Origin of the sequence: Thioalkalivibrio sp. ALE9 (assembly GCF_000377445.1) — a bacterium.
Taxonomy (GTDB): domain Bacteria; phylum Pseudomonadota; class Gammaproteobacteria; order Ectothiorhodospirales; family Ectothiorhodospiraceae; genus Thioalkalivibrio.
The window spans coordinates 251,705-271,950 of sequence record NZ_KB898122.1 but is presented as its reverse complement, the minus strand read 5'-3'; the positions used below and the strand labels follow the sequence as shown (position 1 = coordinate 271,950).

General features: G+C 66.7%; 17 protein-coding genes. 12 read left to right on the top strand and 5 right to left on the bottom strand.

The window, feature by feature from the left end; all coding sequences use genetic code 11:
- The 8 genes from D106_RS0101235 to D106_RS0101200 all read left to right on the top strand — a co-directional run bounded on the left by D106_RS0101235 (window position 1) and on the right by D106_RS0101200 (window position 9,572).
- On the top strand, window positions 1-969 hold the full coding sequence (locus D106_RS0101235; protein ID WP_018867286.1) for a PstS family phosphate ABC transporter substrate-binding protein: 969 nt from the start codon (window positions 1-3) through the stop codon (window positions 967-969).
- Between the two features lie 238 nt (window positions 970-1,207).
- On the top strand, window positions 1,208-3,478 hold the full coding sequence (locus D106_RS0101230) for an ABC transporter permease subunit (RefSeq protein WP_018878946.1): 2,271 nt from the start codon (window positions 1,208-1,210) through the stop codon (window positions 3,476-3,478).
- 27 nt (window positions 3,479-3,505) lie between these two features.
- The gene (pstA, locus tag D106_RS0101225; RefSeq protein ID WP_018878945.1) at window positions 3,506-5,173 is read left to right on the top strand and encodes a phosphate ABC transporter permease PstA; all 1,668 of its coding nucleotides are present in this window, start codon (window positions 3,506-3,508) and stop codon (window positions 5,171-5,173) included.
- Between the two features lie 420 nt (window positions 5,174-5,593).
- Window positions 5,594-6,424, top strand: a complete 831-nt coding sequence (pstB, locus tag D106_RS0101220; protein WP_018878944.1) for a phosphate ABC transporter ATP-binding protein PstB — start codon at window positions 5,594-5,596, stop codon at window positions 6,422-6,424.
- 26 nt (window positions 6,425-6,450) lie between these two features.
- Window positions 6,451-7,173, top strand: a complete 723-nt coding sequence (gene phoU, locus D106_RS0101215; RefSeq protein ID WP_018867282.1) for a phosphate signaling complex protein PhoU — start codon at window positions 6,451-6,453, stop codon at window positions 7,171-7,173.
- Between the two features lie 67 nt (window positions 7,174-7,240).
- Window positions 7,241-7,846, top strand: coding sequence for a DsrE family protein (locus tag D106_RS0101210; RefSeq protein WP_018878943.1), 606 nt, complete (start codon window positions 7,241-7,243; stop codon window positions 7,844-7,846).
- A 441-nt stretch (window positions 7,847-8,287) separates the two neighbouring features.
- A complete protein-coding gene (locus D106_RS0101205) occupies window positions 8,288-8,722 on the top strand; it encodes a glutathione S-transferase N-terminal domain-containing protein (RefSeq protein WP_018867280.1) in 435 nt (144 codons plus the stop codon).
- Window positions 8,723-8,744: 22 nt separating this feature from the next.
- Window positions 8,745-9,572 (top strand): amidohydrolase family protein, encoded by an 828-nt coding sequence (locus tag D106_RS0101200; RefSeq protein ID WP_018878942.1) that lies wholly within the window; start codon window positions 8,745-8,747, stop codon window positions 9,570-9,572.
- Between the two features lie 418 nt (window positions 9,573-9,990).
- On the opposite strand, the gene D106_RS0101195 is transcribed toward D106_RS0101200, so the two are convergent.
- Window positions 9,991-11,901 (bottom strand): methyl-accepting chemotaxis protein, encoded by a 1,911-nt coding sequence (locus tag D106_RS0101195; protein ID WP_018878941.1) that lies wholly within the window; start codon window positions 11,899-11,901, stop codon window positions 9,991-9,993.
- 179 nt (window positions 11,902-12,080) lie between these two features.
- Entirely contained in the window at window positions 12,081-13,583 is a 1,503-nt protein-coding gene (locus tag D106_RS0101190) for a DASS family sodium-coupled anion symporter (protein ID WP_018878940.1), read from the bottom strand.
- A gap of 172 nt (window positions 13,584-13,755) precedes the next feature.
- Here D106_RS0101190 and D106_RS0101185 point away from each other — a divergent pair, with 172 nt between their 5' ends.
- From D106_RS0101185 to argF, 3 genes are all read left to right on the top strand, one after another.
- A complete protein-coding gene (locus tag D106_RS0101185; RefSeq protein ID WP_018876850.1) occupies window positions 13,756-14,337 on the top strand; it encodes a superoxide dismutase in 582 nt (193 codons plus the stop codon).
- 102 nt (window positions 14,338-14,439) lie between these two features.
- Complete coding sequence (locus tag D106_RS0101180) at window positions 14,440-15,636, top strand: acetylornithine transaminase (RefSeq protein WP_018867275.1); 1,197 nt, start codon at window positions 14,440-14,442, stop codon at window positions 15,634-15,636.
- A complete protein-coding gene (gene argF / locus D106_RS0101175) occupies window positions 15,633-16,562 on the top strand; it encodes an ornithine carbamoyltransferase (protein ID WP_018878939.1) in 930 nt (309 codons plus the stop codon). The genes D106_RS0101180 and argF overlap by 4 nt, the downstream gene beginning before the upstream one ends.
- A 164-nt stretch (window positions 16,563-16,726) precedes the next feature.
- Here argF and D106_RS0101170 read toward each other — a convergent pair whose 3' ends face one another.
- Entirely contained in the window at window positions 16,727-17,374 is a 648-nt protein-coding gene (locus D106_RS0101170) for a sulfite oxidase heme-binding subunit YedZ (protein ID WP_026280529.1), read from the bottom strand.
- Window positions 17,375-17,386: 12 nt separating this feature from the next.
- Entirely contained in the window at window positions 17,387-18,364 is a 978-nt protein-coding gene (gene msrP, locus D106_RS0101165; protein WP_026280528.1) for a protein-methionine-sulfoxide reductase catalytic subunit MsrP, read from the bottom strand.
- 214 nt (window positions 18,365-18,578) lie between these two features.
- On the opposite strand from msrP, the gene D106_RS0101160 reads away from it, so the two are divergent.
- Window positions 18,579-18,779 (top strand): PA3496 family putative envelope integrity protein, encoded by a 201-nt coding sequence (locus D106_RS0101160; protein ID WP_018867271.1) that lies wholly within the window; start codon window positions 18,579-18,581, stop codon window positions 18,777-18,779.
- Window positions 18,780-19,064: 285 nt separating this feature from the next.
- Here the strand turns inward: D106_RS0101160 and D106_RS0101155 are convergent, their stop codons facing one another.
- Window positions 19,065-20,207, bottom strand: a complete 1,143-nt coding sequence (locus D106_RS0101155) for a lipocalin-like domain-containing protein (RefSeq protein WP_018878936.1) — start codon at window positions 20,205-20,207, stop codon at window positions 19,065-19,067.
- Between the last annotated feature and the right edge of the window lie 39 nt (window positions 20,208-20,246).

Here is a 20,246-nt window from a genome sequence, read left to right as displayed (position 1 = left end):
ATGCTGTTCAAGCGCACGATTCTCGCCGCCGCCGCGGCCGCCGCCCTCGCCATCACCCCGGCGATGGCCGATGTCGACCCCAACCTGCCGGCCTATCAGGCTGTCAGCGGGATCTCCGGCAACCTGTCCAGCGAAGGCTCGGACACCCTGAACAACCTGATGGCGCTGTGGGCCGAGGAGTTCCAGGACTTCTACCCGAACGTCAACATCCAGATCCAGGGCGCCGGCACCTCCACCGCCCCGCCCGCCCTGACCGAAGGCACCGCAGACTTCGGCCCGATGTCCCGCCAGCCGCGCGACAGCGAGCAGGCCGCGTTCGAAGAGCGTCACGGCTACGAGATGACCCTGGTGCCGGTCGCCATCGACTCCATCGCGGTCTACGTCAACCGTGACAACCCGATCGAGGGCATGTCCATCGCCGACGTGGATGCGGTGTTCTCCTCGACTCGCCGCTGCGGCGGTGCCGAGGACATCACCCGCTGGGGCCAGCTGGGTCTGGAAGGCTCCTGGGCCAACCGCGACATCACCATCTACGGTCGTAACGCGGTCTCCGGTACCTACGGCTACTTCCGTCAGCACGCCCTGTGTGACGGCGACTTCAAGAACGCCGTGAACGAGCAGCCCGGTTCCGCCTCCGTGGTCCAGGGGGTCGCCGAGTCCCTGAACGGCATCGGCTACTCCGGCATCGGCTACCTGACCTCCGGCGTGCGCACCGTTGCCCTGGGCGAGAACGAAGGCGAATACTTCGAGCCGACCGCCGAGAACGCCGCGTCTGGCGACTACCCGCTGTCCCGCTTCCTGTACGTCGCGGTCAACAAGCACCCGGAAGACGGTCTCGCCCCGCGCCAGGCCGAGTTCCTGAAGATGGTGCTGTCCAAGGAAGGCCAGGAAGTGGTCGTGCGTGACGGCTTCGTGCCGCTGCCCGAGACCGTCGCCCAGCGCCAGCGCGAAGCACTCGGCCTCGAGTAAACACTGCCACAGGAGTCTGCCGGCGGGGCTTCACCCCCATGGCCGCTCCAACGCGATCATCGGCCGCGGCCGAGACCGCACAAGGCCCGGACACCGTCCGGGCCTTTTTTTGTGCTGCCAAGCTTTCCCATTGGCGTTCAAACGGCTGTCACGCAGCTGTCACCGTTCTGTCACGAAGCGCCCGTAGCATGCACGCCATCTCAAGCCTTCCGCCTGCCGACCCTCAGGGGAATCCCGAATGTCCGGACCTCATGCGATCTCCACCCTTGGCCGCTTCCAGCGCTGGCGCCGCGCCAAGGACACCTCGGCGCGCTACCTGATCGGCTTTTTCGGCGTCGCGGTGGTCGGTGCGCTGACCCTGATGTTCGTCTACCTGCTGAGCGAGACGCTGCCCATGTTCCTGGGCGCGGAGCTCGAGGAACAGACCCAGTACAGCGCCCCCGGCGGCGCCGACACGGGGACCGTCCACCTGGCCGTCAACCGCCACCGGGAGATGGCCGTGCGCCTGACCGACGACCGGCGGGCCATCTTCTTCCGCCCGGAAAGCGGCGAGATCGTGCAGGAGCAGTCACTGCCGATCCCCGACGATGCCCGGGTCACCAGCTTCACCGCCGCCGAACCGCGCACCCGTCTGGTCGCGATCGGACTGGACAACGGTCAGGTCCTCGCCATCGAGTACGAATACAACGAACGCTTCACGCCCGAAGGCCGCGCCTATGATCCCGGCCTGGTCTACCCGCTGGGGGACGAGAGTTCCTCCCTGCTCGATGTCGATGGCGAAGGCCAGGCCATCGAGGTCGTCGGCATTCAGCGCGGCTCCAGCGGCGTCCGCGTCGCCGCGGCCACAGCCGATGGCCTCCTGCGCCTGGTGAACTTCGAGGAACGCACCTCGATGATGACCGGCGAGGTCGAAGTTCGCCGCTCCGCCCACGACCTGCCGTCCCTGCCGGATGGCGCCACCCCGTCGCGCATCCTGCTGGACATCACCGGGCGCAACATGCTGGTGGGTGACAATCAGGGCCGACTCCACTACTACGACATCTCCAACCCCCGCAATGCCCAGCGTATCGATACCCGTCGCGTGGTCGAGGGCGAGGACGCCGAGGTCACCTCGCTGGAGTATCTGCTGGGTACGGTCTCGGTGATGGTTGGCGGGTCGGACGGCTCCGTGACGCAGTACATGCTGGTGCGCGACGACGACAACGTGAACCGGATTACCCGGGTACGCGAGTTTCCCCGTCACGCGGCTGCCGTGACCAACACCCAGCCGGAATATATCCGCAAGGGCTTTGCCACCGCGGACGCCAGTGGCGCCCTGGCCGTGCACTACCCCACCTCGCAGCGCACGCTGGTCCAGTATCAGGTCGGCAACACGCCCCTGCACCGGGTGTACATGGACCCGCGCAACCGGCTCCTGATCGCGATCGACACCGACGAGACCTGGACCCTGCACCGCCTGTCGAACCCGCACCCGGAGGTCTCGCTCCACGTGCTGTGGCAGAAGGTCTGGTACGAGGGCCGCTCCAGCGGTGACTACGTCTGGCAGTCGTCCTCCGCAACCGACGAGTTCGAACCGAAGTTCTCGCTGGTGCCGCTGACCCTGGGCACGGTCAAGGCCGCCTTCTACGCGATGCTGTTCGCCACCCCGCTGGCGATCATGGGGGCGATCTACAGCGCCTACTTCATGTCCAGCCGCATGCGCAGCCTGACCAAGCCCAGCATCGAGCTGATGGAGGCCCTGCCGACCGTCATCCTCGGCTTCCTCGCCGGGCTCTGGCTGGCCCCGTACATCGAATCCAACCTGCCGGCGGTCGCCAGCATCCTGATCCTGATGCCCCTGATGATGCTGGTGGTCGCCTTCGTCTGGACGCAGCTGCTGCCGGAGGGCGTGCGCCGCGTGATCCCGGCCGGCTGGGAGGCCGCCGTGCTGATCCCGGTGGTGATCCTGGTGGGCTGGTTCTCCGCGTCGATGAGCCCCCTGATCGAGGTCTGGCTGTTCAACGGCGACGCCCGCCAGTGGCTGACCGATGCTGGCTACACCTACGACCAGCGCAACGCCCTGGTCATCGGTATCGCCATGGGCTTCGCAGTGATCCCGACCATCTACTCGATCTCCGAGGACGCGGTCTTCAACGTGCCCAAGCACCTGACCCAGGGCTCGCTGGCGCTGGGGGCGACCCCGTGGCAGACGGTGGTACGCGTGGTGCTGCTGACCGCCAGCCCGGGGATCTTCTCGGCGGTGATGATCGGCTTCGGCCGCGCCGTGGGCGAGACCATGATCGTGCTGATGGCCACCGGCAACTCGCCGGTCGTGAACTTCAACATCTTCGAGGGCATGCGCACGCTCTCCGCCAACATCGCGGTAGAGATGCCCGAGACCGCGGTGGGCGGCACGCACTACCGCATCCTGTTCCTCGCCGCCCTGGTGCTGTTCGCGCTGACCTTCTTCGTGAACACGGTCGCCGAGATCGTGCGCCAGCGCCTGCGCAACAAGTACAGCTCCCTCTAAACCGCACCGACGACAGGCTCCGATCCGATGAATAAATGGTTCAAAACGGGCACCCCCTGGATCTGGCTCAACGCGGGCGCCGTGGCGGTGTCGCTGACGATGGTCTTCGGGCTGATCATGATGATCGCGGTCAACGGCCTGTCGTTCTTCTGGCCCTCGAATATCATCGAGTTCGAGTACCAGACCACCGAACAGAGCGAGTCCGTCCGGGTGATGGGCGAGCTTTCACGCTCCGAGACCATGACCGCCCAGGCCATGCGCGAGACCGGCTTCGATGTCCCGGAAGGCCAGGAGATCGTGGTCCGCCACCTGATCAAGCGCGGCAACCGCGACCTCGATTCGCGCGACTTCCGCTGGTACATCGAAGACTTCATGTCCGAATGGGAACGCCCGCGCGATGCCGTGGCCCTGGAACGCCTGCAATGGGGCAACTTCTACGGCTACATCCGCGAGTTCCGAGTGGACGACGAGGTGGTGGCCGAGGGCAGCGCGGCCCGCGAGGCCTTCGAGGCGCGCATCCCGGAAACCCGCTCCCTGGTGCAGCAGATCGAGCGCATCGAGCGCATCGAGATCGGCCGTATCAACCACGCGCTGGAACAGGTCCGCCTGGCCGAACGCGGCCTGGAGCGCGACACCGCGCTTTCCGACGCGGAACGTTCCGAACGCCATGAGGCACTCAAGGCCGAGCGCGAGGCACTGGATGCGGAGTACAGCGAACTTGAGGCCGAGCGCAACCGCCTACGCCAGGAGGTCGCCCGCTACGCGCTCACCCTGCAGACCGCCGATGGCCAGCGTTCCAGCATCAGCCTGTCCCAGATCGTGAACGCCTGGTGGCCGAACGACATGGGCACCGTGCAGAAGCTCGGCCACTACGTGGTCAACTTCTGGGACTTCATGACCGGCTTCCCGCGCGAGGCCAACACCGAGGGCGGCATCCTGCCGGCGATCTTCGGCACCGTGCTGATGGTGCTGCTGATGTCCATCGTGGTGACCCCGTTCGGCGTGCTGGCCGCCATCTACCTGCGCGAATACGCCAAGCAGGGGCCGCTGGTGCGCACCATCCGCATCTCGGTGAACAACCTCGCCGGGGTCCCCTCCATCGTGTTCGGCGTGTTTGGCCTGGGCTTCTTCGTCTACCTGATCGGCGGCAACATCGACCAGGTCTTCTTCCAGGACGCCCTGCCCTCGCCGACCTTCGGCTCGCCGGCGATCATCTGGGCCTCGCTGACCCTCGCCCTGCTGACCTTGCCCGTGGTGATCGTGTCCACCGAGGAAGGCCTGACCCGCATCGGCAGCAGCATTCGCCATGGCTCGCTGGCCCTCGGGGCCACCAAGGCCGAGACGCTATGGCGGTTGATCGTGCCGCTGTCCGCCCCGGCCATGATGACCGGCCTGATCCTGGCGGTGGCGCGCGCAGCCGGCGAGGTGGCCCCCCTGATGCTGGTTGGCGTGGTCAAGCTGGCGCCCAACCTCCCGGTGGACGGCAACTTCCCGTATCTCCACCTGGACCGCGCCTTCATGCACCTCGGCTACCACATCTACGACGTCGGCTTCAAAAGTCCGAATGTCGAGGCCGGCCGGCCGCTGGTCTACGCGACCGCGCTGGTCCTGGTGCTGCTGATCATCGTTCTCAACCTCACGGCGATCTCCATCCGCAACCACCTGCGCGAAAAGTACCGCGCCGACAGCGACTGAGACGCGCCATGCACAACGTCTCTCTCAGGCACGGTCATTGCGAGGCCCCGCAGGGGCCGCGGCAACCTCGCGACGCAACCCCGACGTTCGCTCCAGTCGCCTGCGGCGTCCGTCACAGAGATCGCCACGGCGCTGCGCGCCTCCCCATGACGCCTGGCTTCTCCCGTCATTGCGAGGGTCCGCAGGACCCGTGGCACAAAAGCGCGAAGCGCGTTGAACGGCCGCAGGCCGGCCCGAAGGGCGAGCGCAGCGAGTTATCTCCCGACGTAACCCCGATGCCTGCCCCGGGCCGCGTCGGCGCCGACCACGCCGATCGCCACGCGCCTGCGGCGCTCGCGACGACGGTGCTTTTCCGGACCGGCGCCACACGCTTCGCGCCGACGCGATGTGTCGAACCCTATTCCCCACGGAGTACCCGAAATGAGTGACGCCCAGACCCACGCCGTCAACGTGGCCCAGAACAACCAGGCCCCGCGCGGCCTGAACCTCGACCGCGAGGACATCTGCCTGACCGCGGAGGACCTCAGTCTCTATTACGGCGAGGACCAGGCACTCAAGGGCCTCGACATCCGCATCCCGAAGAACCACATCACCGCGTTCATCGGGCCGTCCGGCTGCGGCAAGTCCACGTTCCTGCGCTGCTTCAACCGCATGAACGACCTGATCGATTCCGTGCGCATCGAGGGCACCATCCGGCTCGACGGCGCGGACATCTACGACAAGACCGTGGACATCCCCGAGCTGCGCCGGCGCGTTGGCATGGTGTTCCAGAAGCCGAACCCGTTCCCCAAGTCGATCTACGAGAACGTGGCCTACGGCCTGCGCCTGCAGGGGGTCAAGAACCGGCGCCGGCTGGACGAGGTAGTCGAGAAATCGCTCAAGCGCGCGGCGCTGTGGGACGAGGTCAAGGATCGCCTGCACGAGAACGCCTTCGGCCTGTCCGGCGGCCAGCAGCAGCGCCTGGTGATCGCCCGCGCGATCGCGATCGACCCCGAGGTTCTGCTGCTGGACGAGCCCTGCTCCGCGCTGGACCCGCTGGCCACGCTGAAGATCGAGGAGCTGATGATCGAGCTGAAGAAGGACTACACGCTGGTCATCGTCACCCACAACATGCAGCAGGCCGCGCGCGTATCCGACTACACCGCCTTCATGTATATGGGCGAGCTGATCGAATACGCTGACACCGACACCCTGTTCACCTCGCCCGCGAAAAAGCAGACCGAGGACTACATCACCGGCCGCTTCGGCTGACGTCGCGACCGCAAGGGGATACCACAATGGACAAGAGCTTCTTCAAACAGCACATCTCGCAGCAGTTCAACGCCGAGCTGGAGGACATCATCAAGCAGGTGATGGCCATGGGCGGCCTGGTCGAACAGCAGCTCGCCGATGCTGTCCACGCGATGGTCGAGGGGGATGTCGAACTCGCCGAAAAGGTGATGACCTCGGACTACCAGATCAACGCCAAGGAGGTCGAGATCGACGAGGAATGCACCCACATCCTCGCGCGGCGCCAGCCGACCGCCTCGGACCTGCGCCTGGTGATCGCGGTGATCAAGACCATCACCGACCTGGAACGCATGGGCGACGAGGCCGAGCGCGTCGGCCGCATGGGCCTGCACCTGCTGGACGCGGACCGCAACAGCGCCCCGATGGCGGACATCGCCAGCATGGGCGAACACGCCCGCGAGATGACGCGCGGCGCTCTCGATGCCTTCGCCCGTATGGATGTTGAACAGGCCGTGCGTGTGGCGCAGCAGGACATCCAGATCGACAGCCTGTACGAGATCATCACCCAGAAGCTGATGAAACAGATGACCGCCTCGCCGGACTCGGTCCCGCGCCTGATGGACATCATCTGGGCCACCCGCTCGCTGGAACGCATCGGCGACCGCGCCCGCAACATCTGCGAATACGTCGTCTATTTCGTGAAGGGCAAGGACGTGCGCCACACCAGCTACGACCAGATGGCCGAAGAGGCCACCGGCGACCGCCACTGAGCCAGGTCCCCTCGCACCCGGGACACGGTCGTTTGCGTCCCGGTCCGGTGCCCGCTTCAATGGGGGCATGCGCAGCTACAGCCTCCTCAAGTCGTTCGCGCCCCGCTCCGGGGGGCTTGTCGCCCTGTGCCTGTGCATCCTGAGCGCGATGCCGGCGCTGGCCGCGAACCCGCCCGGCGCACCCGAAGTGGCGCCCGCGGGAGAACCCTCGGCCGCCGTACTCGAGCTGCTGGAGCGCGACGAACGCCCCGCCGGCGTGGTCTTCGAGATCATCGAGAATGACCGCGCAGCACTCGCCGCGCTGCTTCCCGAGATCCGCGCGAACATCGCCCGGCTGCGCGAAGACGACCCGGATTTCCCGGTGGCCATCGTCGCCCACGGCGCGGAGCAGTTCACCCTCACCCGCCGCGAGGCCGGCCAGCACCCCGGCCTGCACGCCGAGGTCGAGGCACTGGTGCGCGACGAAGACGTAAGCGTCGCCGTCTGTGGCACCTTCGCAGACTGGCGCGGCATCGAGGCCGACGCCTTCGCCGACTTCGTGGAGGTCGCCGATCTGGCCCCGGATCGCCTCGACGACTACCGCGCGCTCGGCTTCGAAGTCATCCGCCTGCGCCCCTCCCTGCTCGACGCCCCCGAACAGGACCCCTGGCAGTTCGACTTCGGCAATCCCTGACCTACTGATTGAAAGACCTTTTTCACCACGAAGCGCACGAAGGCACGAAGAAGGGCCAGGTCAAAGTCAAAGGCAGTTCACAGGAAGGCTGGAAGATGCGAAGGATGGATCGGCCAGAACCGGCCGGAACCCGGCAAACGCACCGGGCAACCCCCTGTGGCAGCGGGCTTGCCCGCGAAGCCCCCGCCCGCGCCCACTCAGCCACCGGCCTTCAAAACACCCCTCCCCGCCGGGCCCTGCCAGACCCATTACCCGATCCATATCTCTTCCAATCTTCCCCTCTTCCTGTAAATCGATTCTCCGCCCTTGACCCGCCCCTTCTTCGTGCCTTCGTGCGCTTCGTGGTGAATCCGCCCTTAAACCGCCCTTGCAGCAGCATGACTAACACTCTGGCCGTCGGGATGCTGTAACGCCGTCGGGCTCCTGTGGCATGCTTTCCGCATGCGATTCCTGATCCGAACCTTCTTCCGTGGCGTGCGCCTGATCCTGACCCCGTTCATGCTGATCGGGGAGCGCGTCTCGCGCCCGCGCGGCATCGAGCGCGACCCGGCCGAACAGGCCCGGGTCGACGAGCAAACCCGCCATCTGGCCCTCTATCACTTCCCGGCCTGCCCGTTCTGCATCAAGGCCCGACGCGCCATGCAGCGGCTTTCGCTGGACATCGAACTGCGCAACGCCCAGGCCGCCGGGCCCTGGCGCGAGGAGCTGCAGAACGAGGGCGGGCGCCTTCAGGTACCCTGCCTGCGCATCGAGGAAGACGACCACTCGGTGCGCTGGCTGTACGAATCCGACGCGATCATCCGTTACCTGCGCGAGCGCTTCGATCCGCAACAGGCCGCGCCGGCCGCCGCCACCGACGCCCCGCCGCGTTCCTGACCCGGAGCGACAGCCGAAGACCATGTATCACTCCATCCGTCGTTCCCTGCTCGCGCTCCTGCTGACCCTGCCATTCGCGGCGGCCAGCGCCGCTTCGCCGATCTTTGACGCCCACCTGCACTACCGGCCGGCCGAGGCCGCACACTTCGGCATTAGCGACGTCGCGCGCACCCTGGCCGCCAACGAGGTGCGCAGCGCCATCGTCATGGCCCCCGAAGACGATCTGATCCGCCGCCTCAAGGCCGGGTCCGATACGCGCATCGTGCCGTTCCTGGAGGTTTCGCAGCGGCTGGGCAAGAAGATGGACTGGATGCATGTCAAGGATCTCGGCGACCGCGTCGCCCGCATGCTCGATGAATCCGACGTGAAATGGCGCGGCCTGGGCGAGTTCCATATCCTGGCGGATGACCGCTTCGCCCCCGGTTTCGAGCAGCTGCTGGACCTGGCCGTGGCGCGCGACCTCACCATCATGATCCACGGCGACCCCGCCGTAATCGACCACGCCTACGCGACCCATCCCGAGGTCCGCATCCTCTGGGCCCATGCCGGCAGCTACGCGTACCCGCCGCTGGTGCAGGACTACCTCGAACGCCACCCGCGCATGAACATGGACCTGTCCATGCGCAACCCGCGCATCAATCCCGGCGGCCAGATCGACGACGCCTGGTTCGAGCTCTTCCTGGCCCACCCCGACCGCTTCATGATCGGCGTGGACACCTTCACGCGCACCCGCTGGGAACAGTACACGCGCCTAAAGGACGAGACCCGCGCCTGGCTGGAACAACTCCCCGAGGACGTCGCCCGCGCGATCGCCTTCGAAAACGGCGAACGGCTCTTCCCCGCTCCGTAAAGCCCTGGATTCACCACGAAGCGCACGAAGGCACGAAGAAAGGCCAGGACAAGGGCGGTTCACAGGAAGGCCGAAAGATTCGAAGGATGAATCGGCTAAAACCGCCCGGGGCCTGGCCGACGCCGTGACCCGTCCAGCCCGCCGGCCGAGCCCCCTGTGGGAGCGGGCTCGCCCGCGAAGCCCCCGCCCGCGTCCGCTCGAGCACCAGCCCTCCCCGTCAGACCGTGCCCGATCCACTACCCCATCAACCTCTCTTCCAATCTTCCCCGCTTCCTGTAGACCGGTTTTCGCCATCGAACCAGCCCTTCTTCGTGCCTTCGTGCACTTCGTGGTGAATCAAGCCGTTCAACCACACACGCATGAAAAAGCCCGCCACCCCAAAAGGATGGCGGGCTCGGCTCCCGGCACCTGATCGTGATCAGACCTTGAACTGACCCACGCGTTGCTGCTGCTCGGAGGCCAGCTTGGACAGCTCCTCGGACGCATTGCGGATCTGCTCCGAACCCGACGCGGTCTGATCCAGCACCTCGGTGATGTTGGCCACGTTGCGGTTGATCTCCTCGGCCACCGTGGACTGCTCCTCGGCGGCGCTGGCGATCTGCGTGTTCATGTCGCTGATGCGGGTGACGGATTGCGTGATCGCGACCAGCGACTCGCCGGCCAGGTTCACCTGCTCCACGCTCTCGTGGGCCTTGGCACGACCGTCTTCCATCGCCTGCACCGCCTCGCGCGTGCCGGTCTGGACCCGCTCGATCATCTGCTGGATCTCGTGGGTCGAGTCCTGAGTGCGGCTGGCCAGCGTGCGCACCTCGTCCGCGACCACCGCGAAGCCGCGGCCCTGCTCGCCGGCGCGGGCGGCCTCGATCGCCGCGTTCAGCGCCAGCAGGTTGGTCTGATCGGCAATGTCGCCGATCACCTCTAGGACCTTGTTGATCTCCTCGGCGTCCTGCGACAGACGACTGACCACCTCGGCGGCGCTGTCCACCTGAGTGGACAGGCCATTGATCGCGGTGACCGTCTTCTGCACCACCTGCTGGCCGGCGTTCGCATCCTGATCGGTGGTCTGCGCGGCGGCGGCGGCGTCCGCCGCATTCCGGGCCACTTCCTGCACGGTGGCCGTCATCTCGTTCATCGCGGTGGCGACCTGGTCGGTCTCCGCCTTCTGGCGGCGGACCTGCTCGTTGGTCTCCTCGCTGGTCGCGGACAGCTCGTTGGCCGCGGCCGCTACCTGGTCGGAACCGGCCGCCACCTGCTGGATCAGCACCCGGATCTTCTCCACGAAGTTATTGAAAGCGATGGAGAGATCCCCCAGCTCGTTCTTGCCGGATACCTTCAGCTGACGCGTCAGGTCCCCTTCGCCACTAGCGATGTCGTTCAGACGGTCCACGGTCTGGCACAACGGCCGCACGATGCTGCGCGTCAGGAACCAGGCCAGCAGCGCGCCCAGGACCACAGCAATCACGCCGACCATCACCACGGTACCTGTGGCATTGCGCGCCATGTCGACATAGGCACTGCGATCGACCATCAGCTCGAGGACGCCCACCGCGTCCCCGGAGAAGTCCATCACCGGCCGCGCGATCACCGCCATCGGCTTGCCCTGGTAGGTCACGTTGCGCACGTGTCGCTCGCCACCGAGCACCTCGCGCATCTCGGCGGCGCTGAAGGTGGCCTCGCCATCGATGGTGCCGCCAAAGCGGCTGAAACGTCCGTCGTCCCGCAGGTACAGCGCGACCGGCGCCCCCAGCTCCTCGGTAAACTGCTCGAAGAAGGGATCACCGAAGGACAGGCCAAACTCCACCGAGCCCACGTGCTCACCGTTACGGGCGATCGGCACGACACCTCGAATCCCGAGGCCCGCCACACCCTCTTCCAGACCGGAGATCGGCGCCTGGTTATTGTTGGTATCGACCACGGTCTGGCGGAATCCGGACAGGTCGTCATCGAAGCGGTCCGGACGATGCACGCGCAGGAAGGACGTCGCCGGCGGCGTATGGAACTGGTACTGGCGCACCCCGTAGTCCGTGCTCAGCGACTCGAAGGTCGGCACCGTCATCGCGGCCAGCCGCTCGCGATCGCCCGTGGCCATTGCCTCCTGGATATCCGGGATGCGGGCGACCGTCTCGGCCATCGCCGTGGCTCGCGCCGCCTCCTGGTCGAGCCGATCCAGCAACTGTCCGGCCAGGTCGTTCAGCTCGCGCTGTTCGGCGCGATCCGCCATCGTGCCCAGGGCGTTCATCACCACCACCAGCGTCAGCACCACGGCAAGTACGACCACGCCGATGATGCCCACCATGAGCCGCACGCCAATCCGGATATTGTCAAACATGTCTGCGCGTCCTTTCCTGCACCGGTCACGGCCGGCTTCAGAATCAAGATTCAGGTCAGTCGTCCTACCTAGCGGCGGCGAATCCTAAAACTTGAATACGAAGGTACTTTCTTCCCCACAGGTTCTCAGGGGACAAGATTGCTTCGGTGGGCCGCTTCCGAGCTCCGCGCTCAGACGGGCTACAACAACAGAATCTCGGCAAACGCGTAGACCACCAGGCTGATCAGCACCAGCGCCAGCACCGAGAGCAATGCCCCGCCACGCACCATGTCCAGCACCCGCAGCCGGTTGCTGGCGAACACGATGGCGTTGGGTGGCGTCGCCACCGGCAGCATGAAGGCCACCGATGCCGCAAACGCCACCGGCAGGGCCAACAGCAGTACGGGCACCTCCATGCTCAGCGCGAACGCGGTCACCAGCGGCAACAGCGTGGCCGCCGTGGCGGTATTGCTCGTCACATGACTCAGGGTCATGGTCAGGAGCGCCACCCCGGCCATGATCAGGATCAGCGGCCAGGCCTGGGCGATCACCAGGGCATCCGCCGCCAGCTCCGCCAGCCCGCTGGACTCTATCGCCGCACCCAGGCTCAAGCCCCCGCCTACCAGCAACAGCACGCCCCAGGGGAGCTCGCGCGTATTGTCCCAGCTCAGCAGCCGGCGCTGTTCGCGCGACCCCGACGGCACCAGGAACAGCAACCCGGCCCCGAGGATCGCGATGCCGGCATCGGTCAGCGAGATCGGTAGCCAGCCCTCGAGCAGCGGCCGTGTCAGCCAGGCCAGCGCAACCAGCAGAAACACCCCGGCCACCCGCTTTTCCGCGACCGACCAGGGGCCCACGGTCGCGCGCTGTTCGTCCAGCAGCGCGCGCAGACCGTTCAGCTCCACCCGGTGCACCGGAAACACCCAGCGAGTCAGCGACCACCACGCAAGGGCCAGCAGCACCGCCGCCAGCGGCAGCCCCAGGGTCATCCATTCCAGGAACCCGATCTCCATCCCGTGGCGATCCCCGAGGTACGCGGCCGTCAGGGCATTCGGCGGCGAACCGATGATGGTCGCCATGCCCCCGATGTTCGCGGCGAACGCGATGCCCAGCAGGAGCGCCAGGGCCGGGCGTCGCGATTCCATGTCCGGCCCCTGTGGAGACGCGCCGCGCTCGATCAGTCCAAGCACCGAGAGCGCGATCGGCAGCATCAGGGCCGCCGTCGCGGTATTGCTGACCCACATGGACAACCCCGCCGTGGCCAGCATGAAGGCCCCCACGAGCACATGCAGGCGATTGCCGGCGCGCGCCACGATCGCCAGCGCCATGCGCCGGTGGAGATCCCAGCGCTGCACGGCCAGGGCAATGGCGAAGCCGCCCATGAACAGGAAAATGATCGGATTCGCGTACGGCGCGGTGGCCTCGTCCATGGGCACGATGTCGAGCACCGGCAGGACCGCGATCGGCAGCAGCGCCGTCACCGGCAGCGGCAGGGCCTCGCTGATCCACCAGGTCGCCATGAACAACGTCAGGCCCAGCACCCGCCAGGCCGCCGGATCGAACCCCGCCGGGGCCGGTACCAGCAGGAAGATGGCGAAGATCGCCGGCCCCAGCAACAGACCGATGCGCCCGCGCCAGTTCACCGGAGGGGTCTTTTCCGGTTGGGTGTCGCGTTGCCCTGCCGTGTCCTCGGTCGCTGCCATGGGCCTCTTTCGTCGGTCAAACATCAGGGTATACGGCCCGGGCCAAAACCAACCCGTACCATCGGAAATTGCATCGTCCGGGCAACGTGACTATCGTTGTCCCGTTATGCGGCGTGCCCGTTTCGGGACGCTGCCACAGCAGTTTCTCACGACACTGTCCAAGGAGTCTTTCATGGCCTACGAACTGCCCGATCTGCCCTACGCCAAGAACGCGCTGGAGCCGCACATCTCCGCCGAGACGCTGGAATACCATCACGACAAGCACCACGCGACCTACGTGACCAAGCTGAACGGCCTGCTGCCGGGCTCCGAGTTCGAAAACGCCACGCTGGAAGACATCATCAAGAAGGCCCCGGCCGGCGGCATCTTCAACAACGGCGCCCAGGTCTGGAACCACACCTTCTACTTCAACTGCATGGCCCCGAACGCCGGCGGCGAGCCCTCGGGCAAGCTGGCCGATGCCATCAACAGCGCCTTCGGCTCCTTCGACGCCTTCAAGGAGAAGTTCAACGAGTCCGCCGTTGGCAACTTCGGCTCCGGCTGGACCTGGCTGGTGCAGAACAGTGATGGCTCGGTGGAGATCGTCAACACCTCCAACGCCGCGAACCCGCTGCGCGACGGCAAGACCCCGCTGCTGACCTGCGACGTCTGGGAACACGCCTACTACATCGACTACCGCAACGCCCGCCCGAAGTACCTCGAGAACTTCTGGGCCGTGGTGAACTGGGACTTTGTGGCCCAGCAGATGAAGTAAAGTCCCAAGCGGACTAAACTAGGCGCCTTTGGCCGCATGACGCGGCCGCGCCTTTCATCGAGCCGGCGGCCCTCCGCCGGCTCTTTGGTTTCGGAGAACCCCATGAGCGACGCCCTGCAGAACACCTACAAGCGCCTGCCCGTTGCCTTCGAGCGCGGCGAAGGCGCCTGGCTGTGGGATACCGACGGCAAGCGCTATCTCGACGCCCTGTCGGGGATCGCGGTGTGTGGCCTTGGCCACGCCCATCCCAAGGTCGCCCAGGCCGTCTGCGACCAGGCCAGCACCCTGGTGCACACCTCCAACCTCTACCGCATCCCGCTGCAGGAACAGCTGGCGCGGCGCCTGTGCGCGCTGTCCGGCATGGATCGCGCCTTCTTCTGCAACTCGGGGGCCGAGGCCAACGAGGCGGCGATCAAGCTCGCCCGCCTGCATGGCCGTGCCCGCGGGATCGCCGAGCCGAAGATCGTGGTGATGGAGGGCAGCTTCCATGGCCGCACCATGGCCACCCTGTCCGCCACCGGCAACGCGAAGGTCCGGGCCGGATTCGAGCCGCTGGTATCGGGCTTTGTGCATGTGCCCCACGGCGACGCCGAGGCCGTCGAAGCCCTGGCGGCCGACCCGGACGTCGTCGCGATCCTGGTGGAGCCGGTCACCGGCGAGGGCGGCATCCATGTCCCGCCGCCCGGCTACCTGCGCCGCCTGCGCGAACTGGCCGACCAGCACGGCTGGCTGCTGATGCTGGACGAGATCCAGGCCGGCATCGGCCGTACCGGGCACTGGTTCGCCTTCCAGCACGAGGGCATCACCCCGGATGTGGTCAGCCTGGCCAAGGGTCTCGGCAACGGCATCCCCATTGGCGCCAATCTGGTGGCCGGTGCCGCCCGCGAGCTCTTCAGCCCGGGCATGCACGGCACCACGTTTGGCGGCAACCCGCTGGTGTGCCGGGCGGCGCTGGCCGTACTCGATGTGATGCAGGACGAGGCCCTGTGCGAACAGGCGTCCCGTCAGGGCGAGCTCCTGCTGAACCGACTGCGCGACCGCCTCGCGGACCATGCGGGCGTCGTCGCCGTGCGTGGCCGCGGTCTGATGATCGGGGTCGAACTGGACCGCCCGGCCGGCGAGCTGGTCATGGCGGCGCTGGAGCGGGGGCTGATCCTGAACGTGACCGCGGATCGGGTCATTCGCCTGTTGCCGCCGCTGATCATCGACGACGACCAGGTGGAACAGATCGCCGTAACCGTAGCCGACCTGGTGGACGCGTTCCTGGCGTCGCCCCAAGCCAACGAGGTCTCCGCATGAACCCACGCCACTACCTCTCGTTCCTGGATCTCTCCGGCGACGAAACCCGGGCCCTGCTGCAGCGCGCCATCGAGCTCAAGCAGCAACTGAAGGCCGGCGAGCACCACGATGACCTGCTGCGCGGCAAGACGCTCGGCATGATCTTCGAGAAGTCCTCCACCCGCACCCGCGTGTCGTTCGAAGTGGGCATGCAGCAGCTGGGCGGCAACGCCCTGTTCCTGTCCCCGCGCGACACCCAGCTGGGGCGCGGCGAGCCGATCGAGGACACCGCCCGCGTGCTCTCGCGCATGGTCGACTGCGTGATGATCCGCACCTACGAACACGAAAAGATCGAGCTGTTCGCCAAGCACGCCACGGTGCCGGTGATCAACGGCCTGACCGATCTCGAGCATCCGGCCCAGCTGCTGGCCGACCTGCAGACCTACTTCGAGCATCGCGGCGACATCCGCGGCAAGCGCGTCGCCTGGATCGGCGACGGCAACAACATGTGCCACAGCTACATGTACGCCGCGCGCCTGCTGGGCTTCCAGCTGGTGGCCGCCTGCCCCGAGGGCTACGACCCGGAGCCCAGTGTGGTCGATACCACGCGCGAACACTTCGAGCTGACCCGCGATGCCCGCGCCGCCGCCGAGGGTGCGGATCTGGTCGTCACCGACGTCTGGGCCAGCATGGGGCAGGAACAGGAAAAGAGCGCCCGCCGCCGGGCCTTCTCCGGATTCTTCGTCGATGCCGACCTGATGCGGCTCGCCAACGACGACGCCCTGTTCATGCACTGTCTCCCCGCCCACCGCGAGGAAGAGGTCTCCACCGAGGTCCTGGAAGGCCCGCAGAGCGTCGTCTGGGACGAGGCCGAAAACCGCCTCCACGCCCAGAAGGCCCTGCTCGAATTCCTCATCACCCTCAACGCCGACCAGCGCACGTCGTAAGGGCGAAAAGCGTTAACAGGAAGATGGGAAGTTAGGAAGGGTTATTGGTGAGGTGGCATCCCCGGCGCGGCGGCTAGCATCGCGCGGTGGGCGAAATCTCGGCCCCCACAATCAAAACCTTCCTGTCTTCCCATCTTCCTGTGAAACGCCCTTGACCTGAACCTTCAGGCGGGCGCGCGGCGGCGGGCATGGAGACGCCGGCGGGTCTGCCAGCGGTAGACGGCGCGCCAGCCGAGCAGGAAGGCCAGGATGGCCGCGTACAGGGCCACCTCGGCGTAGTCAGCCCGCGCGAGCCACAGGAAATGCAGGATAGCCAGTACGCCGGCCACGTACACCCCGCGGTGCAGCCAGACCCACCCTTTCTTGAGCCAGCGCTGGGCACCATCGGTGGAGGTGACCGCCAGCGCCAGCAGGATCACCCAGGCGGCGAAGCCGACCATCACGAACGGGCGCTCGGTCAGGTCGTAGAGCACCAGTTCCCAGTCGAAGAACAGATCCACCCCAAGCCAGATCAGGGCGTGCGCGGTCACGTAACCGAACGCGACCAGCCCCAGCATCCGCCGCAACCGGGCGAGCCACGCCAGCCCGGTCATCTGCCGCAGCGGGGTCACCGCCAGCGCCACCAGCAGCGCGATCATCGCGTGCGTGCCGGATAGCTCCAGCAGCTTCTCGATCGGGTTCACACCCAACCCGCCGAACCAGCCAAGCGTACGCAAGCCGATCCACATCGCCGGCAGAAGCGCCACCAGCAGGACGGCCCACCACACCCCGGTGGGCGGACGGGACCGGGCTCGACGGGTTGTGGCGGTCATGCCCCCATCCCGTCAGAAGTGCTCGCGCAGGTCCATGCCCTCGTACAGCGACGCCACCTCGTCCCCGTAACCGTTGAACATCTCCGTGCGCCGGCGCCGGAACTCGCCGATGCGGCGCTCGGTGCGCTGCGACCAGCGCGGATGATCCACGTCCGGATTCACGTTGCTGTAAAAGCCGTACTCGTCAGGCTGCGCCTGGTTCCACAGGGTCGGTGGCTGGTCCTCGACGAAGCGGATGTGCTGAATGGACTTGATGCTCTTGAAGCCGTACTTCCACGGTACCACCAGCCGGATCGGCGCCCCGTTCTGGTTGGGCAGCACCTCGTCGTACAGACCCACAGCGAGGATGGTCAGCGGGTGCATCGCCTCGTCCAGGCGCAGGCCCTCGGTATAGGGCCACTGCAGCCCACCGGAACTGGCCCGGCGCCGGGGCCGCTGCCCCCGCAGGTTTTCGGGGTCGTGAATACTCTCGAACGCCACGTAGCGCGCACCCCCGCGCGGCTGCGCCTGCTCGATGATGCGGTTCAACTCGAAGCCGATCCAGGGGATCACCATCGACCAGCCTTCCACACAGCGCATGCGATAGATGCGCTCCTCCAGCGACCAGGGGCTGATGAAGTCCTCCACCGCGTACTCACCCGGGTTGTCGCACAGCCCGTCCACCGTGATCGTCCAGGGATCGGTCTTCAGCTGATCGGCGTAGGTCTTCGGATCCCCCTTCCCCGGGCCCATCTCGAAGAAGTTGTTGTAACTGGTGATCTCGTCGTACGAGGTCTTCGACTCGTCGGTGGAGAAATCGCTGGATTCGAATTCCAGCGGATACCCCCGCAGAGCGGCGGATGCCGGCAGCGCCGCGCCCAACCCACCGAGCGCCAGACCGGCGCCCAGCCCGATTCCCTTTCGCAGGAAATCGCGCCGCCGCGCGTAGATCTCCGGCGGCGTAATTTCGCTACGGGAACACTCGGAACGACGTCGGGTGCGGATCAGCATGGCCTGCCCTCGCAACTGTTCGGCGGCGACGGGAAACGCCGCCACTCGTGCACCATGGACCAGCAGCGCCCGCTCGAGTTCGGATCGCGTACTCCATAAGGGAAAACGAGGAACAATAAGAATTTTCTGCTTGCGGGCCGGCCGAAACGATATATAAGGCTTTTCTGATACCGCAGTCCGGGGTGGCCCGGCCGGCTTGTCAGGAGACCCGACAATGGACCCGACGATCGATGATGCGGCCGATGGCGCCGACGAGATCGCCAGCCTGTTCGACACTCAGCTCGTGAACGACCGCGGCCCGGCGCGTCACGCCGCCCGCCGCACCCTGGAACGCCTGATGGAGGAACGCGCCCTGCGCGCCCATCTTCAGGACGACTTCGACCTCGACATCCCGCACGAGGCGATGGACTGGTAACCCCCCGGGGTGGCTCGCGCCACCCCTCTCCTGCAGGCAGCCCTGTTGCACCACAGAGGGCACAGAGAACACGGAGAACAGCCAGGTCAAAAGCGATTTAACAGGAAGATTGGAAGGTAGGAAGGGTTGTTGTGGGGCGCCCGGGCGCCCCCAGCGCGCGAGGGCTGATCCTGCCTCCGACGCAGCACTGCCGGACCCAAAAAACCTTCCGATCTTCCAATCTTCCTGTGAAAGCTTTTCGCTTTTGACCTGGCTGTTCTCCGTGCCCTCTGTGGTGAAAACGCCTTAATCGTCCTCGTACCCCGTCAGCTCCACAAAGCCTCGCCCGATCGCCTCTCCGTCCGGATCGAGGATATCCACGGCGCCCTCCCAGTAGCGGATCACGGTATCCATCTCCTGTTCGTCGCGGATGGCGCGCACGGTGAATTCGCGTGACGCCGCGCCATCCTGCGGCGCGATGCGCATAGCCCACTCCACCGGATAGCGGTTACCGGAGGGCTGCGTGGCCCAGCGCCGGGGCTTCAGTTCGACCTGGTCGGGCTCCAGCAGCCGGTCGTCGCCATCCGCCGGCATCCAGCTGCCCTTGGACAGCGGATGCGGCTCCCCGTCCTCCTTGCGCAGCTGGTAGTACATGACGTCCAGCCCGTCGTCGAACTGCAGCGCGAACCAGTCCCAGCCCACCTGATCCTCGGACAGCGCACTGGTGCTCCACTCGCGGTCCATCCACGCCTGACCGGTCACCGCCAGGGGCCCGCGCTCCGCGCGCTCGACCTCCCCGCGCACCGCGATGCGTGGCATGGAGTAGTAGTAGGAGGCATTGCCCGGCTCCGGGCCCTTCTGGCTGAGCCCCGCCTCGCCCTGGAGCACCGGGCCACGCCGGGGCTCCAGTTCCAGCGCCAGCCGGTAGTCGTCCACGCTGAAGTCGAGCGTCCAGCGGTCCTGGTCCAGATCCGCGAGCTGCCAGTCCTCGGCCCAAACCCGTCCGACCGGATCGGACGCCCCCGCCAGCCCCGCCCCGTCGCGCACGAAGCGCTCCTCGGAGGCATGGTGCCCGGCCTCGCGGTCGATCACCGCCGTATGCGCCATCCAGATATCCGGGCTGGCCCAGGCCGAGTCGTGCCAGCGCGCATCCCCCGCCAGCTCCGGCGCCAGCCCGACGCGGAAGAAGGTGATGTGAAAGCCCAGCCGCTCGCCCTCCGGCCCGTCGAGATTGCCGGTCACATACCACCACTCGTTGCGAAACCCCGGGTGTGGCCCGTGATCACGCGGAAACTCGAACACCCGCGGCGCATCCGCACGCCGGAACCCGTCCGTCTCCTCCCCGCCCAGGGCCTCGCCCACCCGCAATCCGGTCACCCCCGGAGCATCGGCCTCGGGCGGATCCACACCCCCGCAGGCGCCCAACACCCCCACCATCATCAGCACCATAACCACCCGCAGGCGCAGCCCCAGTGGGAGCCTGCTTGC